This window comes from Shewanella sp. 11B5 (assembly GCF_002836795.1).
GTDB lineage: Bacteria > Pseudomonadota > Gammaproteobacteria > Enterobacterales > Shewanellaceae > Shewanella > Shewanella frigidimarina.
In genome coordinates this window covers 1-2,864 of record NZ_PJAP01000973.1, presented here as the reverse complement: position 1 = coordinate 2,864, position 2,864 = coordinate 1, and the positions used below count along the sequence as shown (strand labels likewise).

Here is a 2,864-nt window from a genome sequence, read left to right as displayed (position 1 = left end):
ATTACGAATTTCAGCCGTTAAGGTGTAGCCATCCATTTCAGGCATTTCAATATCAGAAATGATTAACGGGATCTCAACTGACACATCATCCATTTCTGCGGCAATACTTTTCAGTTTTTCTAGCGCCTCTCTACCATCTTTAGCGGTATCGATTTGCAGATTTAATGACTCTAACGAACGAATAATTTGTTTACGTGCCACTGCTGAATCATCAATAACCATAATATGATAATGCTGTTCTCTATCAATAGTTAATGCTTCATTGAGCTCTTTACTGATAGAAGTCTTAACTGGTGAAATTTCATCAAGAATTTTTTCAACGTCTAGAATCTCAACCAACTCACCTTCAATCTCTGTCACCGCGGTTAAATAAGAAGAACGGCCAGAACCTTGCGGTGGAGGCATAATAGCTTCCCAGTTCATGTTGATAATACGTTCAACAGAACTCACTAAAAAACCTTGAATACTACGGTTATATTCGGAAATGATAATAAAGCAATTTTCTGTTGATGTCAGTGGACGTCCACCCGTTGCTGCACTTAAATCGATAACGGAAATAGTTGCACCACGAATATGAGCAACACCTTTAACAAAACGGTTTAATTTAGGCAACGTAGTCAGTGGTGGACATTGCAAAACCTCTTTCACTTTAAACACGTTAATGCCAAACCGTTGACGGCCGCTAAGCCTAAACAATAGCAGCTCTAGTCTGTTTTGCCCGACAAGTTGGGTACGTTTATTTACTGAATCTAAAATACTCGACATAACAAGGCCTTGTAGTTAACTGTCACCCAAAAGGATAAAAATTGTTCTCTGAAATTATAGTAAACCTTGGTTTAGCATAATACGGTTAGTTCATATCTTACTGATGATCACTTAACTTGAGTCTAAACCATCACCAATCTAACAAATACATATCAATTTAATGAATCAAAAAAGTGGGCATGCAACTTGCTTTAATTTGTATAAATTAGCTCGCACTGTGAACTGACACTTTTTTGACAAAGGGATAATGTTATTCTTATGTCCCCTAGCCCATTTATTTTAGCTTATTGCGTATGCAGAGATTACTCGCATATTTTTCGTTTTTCAAAGTATAGGTGCATTCTGGCAAAACAAGCTAGTATCTTCATTATGAAAGTATTTTTTTTATGTTTTTTGTGCTCAATAACATTTTCTTTGCCAGCATTTGCTAGCGAAGAAATAATCACACCTTCCCTATCGACCATTTATAAGTTAGCTAAAGAGGCGGTAGCCAAAAAAATTGATGCAGACTCAAAAGCTAAAGTGCAAATAACCCCACAAAATCTTGAGGGCCGTATCAGCCCACCAGCCTGTTACCCGCCGATTAATGTTGAACTTGCCAGTGAACGAGCTATTAGTCGAAATAACATGGTAAAACTCAGCTGCAATAGCCCAGACTATGATTATCCATGGCAAATGTATCTCTCTGTTCGAGTCGAAATACAATATCCTGTTGTGGTTGCTAACCAACTATTGTCCCCAGACCAAATTATTGGCGAACATCATTTACAAGTTATGTATGTTGACCAATATAGCTTAAAAGGTCAGTTTTTTTCCGACATTACGACATTAATTGGCTCACGAGTGAAACGCCGGGTAGCGAAAGACTCTCCAGTATTAAGTAATAACCTGTGTTTTGTTTGCAAAGGTGACACTGTTTCTATCTATGCAAAAACCACTAATGTAGAAATAAAAACCCTTGGGGAAGCACTGCGAGATGGCAATATCGATGAGGTTATCAGAGTAAAAAACAGTAACACTAGCAAACAATTTGATGCTGTTGTAATTGGCGTTGGCGAAGTTGAAGTAAGAATGTAAAATAGCGTTAAAGTTTTTTCCTGGGGTGCCGATAGCCTGATTGGAAAACCTGATTCATTACGCTGGAGCCTACCATGGCAATTGACATTAAGCATAACACTGCTACCAATACACAAATGCGCACTGCACGTGACACGCAGTCTGCTACGCAATCTACAACTACTGCAGCCCCAAAATCAGCTGCACCGGTTAAAACAGATTCCGTTAGCATTACCTCTCAAGCTCAACAGCTTCAGAGCGCGCAAACAAAAATGGCATCGTTACCAGAAGTCGACCAAAAAAAGGTCGCTGAAATTAAGCAAGCAATCTCTGAGGGACGATATAAAGTTGACCCAGAAAAACTTGCGGCGAATATTGCCAGCTTTGAAGCAGAGCTAGGCGGTTTATCGTTTGACAGAGAGTAACCGTTAAACGTTACTCTTTAATTTGTTTTAACGACACACAGATAATTAGGTGCAAACTTGCATCATAGAGAAGTGTTAGTTAAGAAAACCTAAGAGTAATTTATGACAGAGTTAAACCAGCAATTACATAAGCAAGCAAGCGAAGAACAGCGCAAAGAGCTACACCAACTGCTTGATAACCAAAATCAGACATTAGTGCAGCTGAAATCGCTTATTGTTGAAGAAAAAGCGGCATTATCCAAACAAGATGCCGATAAGCTGCTGGCGCTTTCCAAAGATAAAACCCAGTGCTTATTCAATATGAAAACTACTGACGAGAAACTGGCAAACCACCCACAGCACAATCTGCTTACTACCGATGCTGAATTGGCACAACAAGTCGCACAAGCTAGAGCTATTCTCGCCGAGTGCAAAGACATCAACAGTCAGAATGCCAGCTTGATTGAGCTCAATATCGCCAGCCTCAATCGATTTGCCCAAGCATTACAAGCCAGTCGCAATGCCTCAAGCTTGACCTACAATGACAAAGGTAAAACTTCTACCATTTCAACACTAGGCAATGACTTTTCAGCCTAGCTTTAAAATCTTGCTAGCCAGCCATAACGAGCGATGACATCA

4 protein-coding genes are annotated in these 2,864 nt (G+C 39.6%); 3 read left to right on the top strand and 1 reads right to left on the bottom strand.

All coding sequences use genetic code 11. The annotated features are described in order from the left end of the window. Positions 1-765 (bottom strand): chemotaxis protein (locus CXF78_RS19025; RefSeq protein ID WP_102037639.1); only part of this gene is annotated, 765 nt, incomplete at its 3' end. A gap of 369 nt (positions 766-1,134) precedes the next feature. Between CXF78_RS19025 and flgA the strand changes: the two genes are divergently transcribed. From flgA to CXF78_RS19010, 3 genes are all read left to right on the top strand, one after another. Beyond that, entirely contained in the window at positions 1,135-1,842 is a 708-nt protein-coding gene (flgA, locus tag CXF78_RS19020) for a flagellar basal body P-ring formation chaperone FlgA (protein ID WP_102037638.1), read from the top strand. A 74-nt stretch (positions 1,843-1,916) separates the two neighbouring features. Beyond that, positions 1,917-2,246, top strand: a complete 330-nt coding sequence (gene flgM / locus CXF78_RS19015; RefSeq protein WP_011636631.1) for a flagellar biosynthesis anti-sigma factor FlgM — start codon at positions 1,917-1,919, stop codon at positions 2,244-2,246. Between the two features lie 102 nt (positions 2,247-2,348). Continuing rightward, positions 2,349-2,822 (top strand): flagella synthesis protein FlgN, encoded by a 474-nt coding sequence (locus CXF78_RS19010; protein ID WP_102037637.1) that lies wholly within the window; start codon positions 2,349-2,351, stop codon positions 2,820-2,822. Positions 2,823-2,864: the final 42 nt, after the last annotated feature.